Origin of the sequence: Fulvivirga lutimaris (assembly GCF_009711525.1) — a bacterium.
GTDB lineage: Bacteria > Bacteroidota > Bacteroidia > Cytophagales > Cyclobacteriaceae > Fulvivirga > Fulvivirga lutimaris.
The window spans coordinates 1-5642 of the sequence record NZ_SMLV01000208.1 but is presented as its reverse complement, the minus strand read 5'-3'; the positions used below and the strand labels follow the sequence as shown (position 1 = coordinate 5642).

The window sequence follows — 5642 nt, the reverse complement described above, 5'->3', positions numbered from 1 at the left end:
CAATTCAATTAGAAATGGTTAGTTATTTTCTGTTTTAGAATCAACCTCTATTTATTCACTTTTTAAATTGTTCACAGGGTTAGCTATAGCAGCTTTTAAACCATGTATGCCTGCCGTGATCACTGCAATGGCCACAACAACTAATCCTGCCATGGCAAAGGCCCACCAGGGCAAATTAATACGATAAGTGAATTCGCTTAACCACTCTTGCATTAAGAAATAGGCAATAGGTGAAGCAATGAGAATAGCCAATAATACAAGTTTTACAAAGTCGCTGGATAAGTTGTTGAGTAGACTCCAGACTGAAGCCCCCAGTACTTTTCGGATGCTGACTTCTTTCTTTCGTTGCTGAATCATATAAGAGGTTAACCCAAACAAACCCAAACAAGCAAGTATGATTGCAATACCTGAAAATAAATTCATGGTTTTACTCAACTGGAGTTCTGTCTCATATAATCGATTATAATCCTCATCTAAAAAGTGATAACTGAATGGTCTATCTGGCATAAACTGTTTCCACCGTGTTTCAATGTATGCAAGGGTTGAGGGTATATCATTTCCATTTACTTTTACAAGTAGTTTTCCGCCCCAAGTAGCCGTGAACAATACTAAAGGGTTGATGTCATTTCTTAGTGATTGAAAATTAAAATCTTGAATAACACCAACTATTATGCCTTCCTTATTTAGTACCATCTCTTGACCAATAGCCTCTTCAGGCGTCCACCCTAGTTTTTTGGCGGCACTTTCATTAATAATATAATGAAAAACCATTTGGTCCCAGTCTTCCTCATCAGTAGCATCAACTTGCTGCCCGGTAAAATTTGTACCTGTAATTAATTGTAAGCCATTTACCTCAAGATAATTGTTATCCACTGGATTAGCATTTACGGGAATTACTTCGTTTTCAGGCATTGTGGGCAGACGCATACTATAGCCGCTTTCAATGTTTACTGGACTATTAGCTGTGCGGCTCACGCTTAAAATCTGTGCATTTTTAGCCAATTCCTGTTTGAAGGTAGAAAGTGATTGATGAGAATCGCTCCATCCTACAGGTAATAGTATTACATGATCCCTGTCGTATCCCAAGTCTGTTTTTTGAATAAAATCAAGCTGGCTTTGAATAACGAGTGTGCAAATAATAAGAAATACCGAAATACCGAATTGAAATATTGTGAGGGATTGCTGTAACCAACGTGCGGAGGAGGTATTTTTAAAAACACCTTTAAGCACCTTTGCTGGGTGCATGCGTGCTAAGACTAAAGCTGGATATCCTCCTGCAACTAAACTGATTATGATAGCAATGCTTACAACCACTAACAGAAAGTTGACGGTATACAAATCAGAAAGTTGTAAACTACGATCAATTAACTGATTAAAAGAGGGTAATAATATGGCTGCCAGACCTACACTCACCACAATGGCAAGTAGGCATAGGGTAAATGATTCAACAATAAACTGCCAAAATAACTGACCTCTTACTGCTCCAGATACTTTTCGAATGCCTACTTCTTTTGCACGTTCAATGGATTTAGCAGTTGTTAGATTAATGTAAGTAAAGCATACTATCATTAGAATGAGTAAGGCAACGGCACCCAGAATATATAGATAGCTTACGCTGGTATTTTGCACAAAATCGCTATGTGGGGAGTGAAGGTGTATTTTGTCAAAATGTTCTAGTGAAAAGCTGATTTTTGCCCCACTGCCCTCCATTTCTTTTTCCACGTATGGATTGATTTTTTCCTCCAAAGAAGCAAATGAATGCTCATCATTTAATAATAAATAGGTGGTATAGTTGGCCCTGAAATATGTTTCTTCCTGATTTTGGCCTAAAGATGAAAATGAAGCCAAAAAGTCAAATCGTATTTGTGAAGTGTAAGGATAATCACGGATAACTCCAGTCACCTCATAAGGTGTTTTTTTGATCCCTACTTCAAGAATTTTTCCTAACGCATTTTCTCCAGGAAAATATTTATTAGCCATGCTTTCAGTAAGCACTAGCTTGTTTTTTCCATCGAGCGCAGTGGCTGGATTACCTTGAAGCATTTCATGATAAAAGGCATCAAAGAATGAAGAATCGGCATAAATAAAACCGGATTCGGATACTGGCTCATTATTGAGCAGTAAAATCCTTGAAGCGTCTACCATTCGGATTCCTTTTAACACTTCTGGAAATGTGCGTGAAAAAACAGGAGCAACTTTTGTACTAGTAAAGATCCCTACATTTGAATCTGAACTTCCATCAAAACTATACTCCATCACCACTCTTGCTATGCGGTTTGCTTTAGGTTGAAATTTATCATAGCTCAATTCATGTTGAATGAACAAAGCAATAAGCAAGCATGAAGTAATGCCAATTGTCAGCCCTACCATGTTGATGACTGTTGATGGCTTGTTTTTCCAAAGCGCACGTAACGCAATCTTAAAATTGTTTCTAAACATGTCGAGTTGATTTAGATGTTGTATTTGAGTTATTGGTTTGATTATTCCAGGCCTGAAGAGCCTAATAACATCTTTAGTAAACCCCCAGCGTGCTGATCTAGTAGATTTTTTTTCTACCCTTCTTTCAAAACGTTCAAATAAATCACCTTCAAGATCTTCTACAAAGTCTGGGTTACAAAACCAGCGGAAGAAACGGAGTGGCAGTTTTGGTGGATTGATTTTATTCATTCTTCAACGAATTGGTAGGGTTTTGCAATGCTGCTTTCATTGATTGCCAACTCATTGTGCCAAAAGCAATTATAGAAATTGTAATAGCTGCAATAATGTAGATTCCTATACCAATAGATTCCTGATATGCAAAGCCTTCCAACCATTTTGTCATGGCAAACCATGCCAATGGTGCCGCTATAATGAATGCAACTATAAGCAGCTTAGATAAATCTTTGGACAGGAGGAACACAATAGACCCAACAGATGCACCTAAGACTTTACGGATGCCAATTTCCTTAATGCGTTGCGATGTGGTATAAGTAGTAAGCCCGAATAATCCCAATAGAGCAATAATAATGGCGAGCAAAGCAAAGGCGGTAAACAACTCAGCGAATTGGTTGTCTGCTTTGTATTGTTGATCGAAACTGTCGTCCAGAAAGTAATAACTAAATGGACGATGAGGAATTAGTTCTTTCCATTTGTTTTCGAGATTTTGAATTGTGGAATACAAATCATCAGTATCTACTTTTAGTGAAAACATGGCCATGCTAAAGGGCTCATATCTTAATGACAGTGGAGCTACTTCGTTGTGTAGTGATTGATAGTTGAAATCATCCACAACACCAATAATTTTACCTTCTCTACCCCATTGAGAAAACTTTTTACCGACTACCTCTTCAGGATTTGTATAGCCCCATTGCCTCGCAGCTGCCATATTTATCATTAGTGCCTCTGTAGAATCTGAATAGTAGTCATATGAGAAGGCTCTGCCCGCCAACACTTTGATTTCGTAAAAAGGCACAAAGTCAGGGTCTATTTCATAGATGGCAGGGCTGTGAGGCACCATTTCTCCATTTTGGTCTTCTATTAGTGTGCCGGCATTAGGATGATACCCTCCGGGTACAGCTCTGGAAGCACATATTGAGCTAATACCAGGCTGATTGGCAAACTGTGTTTTTAGTGTTTCAATGTTCCTAGAAACCTCACCGTCAAAACCAAATTCAAGAATTAAGGTTTGATCTTTAGTAAAACCTAAATCATGATTTTGCAAATATTGAAGCTGGTTGTAAACCGTTGAGGTTCCAATGATAAGACCAATGGTTAGAATGAATTGAAAAGTGACCAGCCCTTTTCTCAAAACCACTCCGGAAGACCCTGTTTTAAAATTACCTTTCAACACTTTGGCGGGTTGAAATTTAGATAGAAGGAATGCCGGGTATGATCCAGCTAACAATCCAATGGTCAAAATTCCAATAATAAAAACGCCAAGAAATAAAGGATTAAGGAAAGTGCTGATGCTAATTTGAACTCCCGTAAGTTCATAAAGATAAGGCGCTGCAACTGTTACAATACAAATAGCAATTACGCCTGCAAAAAGGGCTAGTAGGATAAATTCTGATAAAAATTGATTGACTAGGGAGTATTGCCGTGCACCGACTACTTTGCGAATGCCGATCTCCTTAGCACGTTCTAAAGACCTTGCTGTAGACAGGTTGATGAAGTTGATGCAGGCAATAATGAGAATAAATAACCCGATGATTGAGAAGATGATAAGGTTAGTTACACTGCCTGTTTTTCCCGCCTGTCTGGCCGCCACTGAGTGGAGGTATGACCCCTCCAATGGCTCAATATCCAAATAGAAGTTCGAATTCTTCCAATCAGCCGTGTATTTAGTAGCTATAGGTTGCAGCTTTGGAGTAATGGATTCTATTGTCGCACCTTCTTTCAGTGTGATGTAGTTGTAGAAATCTACATACCCCCAATTATCAAATATGCCTGGACGAATGTCATAGAAAGTGGCCATTGAAATGATCCCATCGAAAATGTATTGAGAATTATCAGGAACATCTTCCATTACACCAGTTACCACACATTCCCTTTCTTGCTCTAATATTACCGTCTTACCGAGAACATCGGTAGTTCCAAAATACTTCTTAGCTAATGTTTCTGTAAGCACTATACTATTCGGCTCTGTTAGTACTTTATCTGGGTTTCCAGCTATTAGGTTCCAGCTGAAAACTTTAAAGACAGTCGAGTCTCCATAAACCACATTCTTTTCGTTGTACAGCTCGTCATTAGCCTTTATTAGCTTAGAATGGCCGGGAGTAAACCTACAGAAGTATTCAACCTCTGGAAGCTCTTCTTTAAGCGCTGGCCCAACAGGTGCATTACCCCAAAATCTGAAATCTTCTGGTGTTGGCGGTATATCGCGTTCCTCACCAGCATGTGCACCCTGCAAAATTCTATAAGTACGGTCAAGGTTTTCATGATACTGGTCATAAGAAAGCTCTTTTAATACATAAAAGGCAATGAAAATACACGAGGCCATACCTACAGCCAGCCCGGAGATGTTAATTATGGAATAAAACTTTTCTTTGACAATGTGTCGCCACGCTACTTTGTAATAATTGTTAATCATGGTTGTGTTGTTGAGTTTTTGAATTTTGAGAGATTTCATTAGAGATGGTCGAAATAATTTCAACACATCTGTTATAAACAGCCACCTTGCAGTATTGAGAGATTTTTCGTCAACTCTTCTTTCGAAACGTTCAAATAAATCACCTTCAAGATCTTCTACAAAGTCTGGGTTACAAAACCAGCGGAAGAACCTTAAGGCCCAATGAGGAGGGTTAATATTTTGAATTTTAGGCATTATGCGCTGAAGGAGAATTCTGGTATGGCATTCCAAAGCTCCATGCGTTGTTCTTTGGTTTCGGTGAGTACTTTCTTGCCGTAAGCGGTTATTGAAAAGAAGCGTTTTCGCTTACCACCTCTTACTTTGGTGGCCTCTCCAAATTCTGAGGATAGGAAGCCTTTTTTCTCTAGCCTTCTTAAAACTGTTTGAAGTGCCCCTATGCTTACCGAGCGCTTCAGTCTATTTTCCATTTCATCAATAATGGCAATTCCATAAGCCTCATCTTTAAGTATGGCTACCGTTAGCAGTACGATTTCTTCGAACTCGCCTAAATTATATTTACCCATAACATTTATTT

Annotated in this window: 3 protein-coding genes; all 3 read right to left on the bottom strand. The window is 38.7% G+C overall.

What is annotated here, in order from left to right:
- Window positions 1–51: 51 nt before the first annotated feature.
- Entirely contained in the window at window positions 52–2667 is a 2616-nt protein-coding gene (locus E1140_RS02135) for an ABC transporter permease (protein WP_155178554.1), read from the bottom strand.
- Entirely contained in the window at window positions 2660–5302 is a 2643-nt protein-coding gene (locus tag E1140_RS02130; protein ID WP_155178552.1) for an ABC transporter permease, read from the bottom strand. The genes E1140_RS02135 and E1140_RS02130 overlap by 8 nt, the downstream gene beginning before the upstream one ends.
- The coding region (locus E1140_RS02125) for a PadR family transcriptional regulator (RefSeq protein ID WP_343034124.1) at window positions 5302–5642 on the bottom strand (341 nt) is incomplete at its 5' end. The genes E1140_RS02125 and E1140_RS02130, both read right to left, overlap by 1 nt.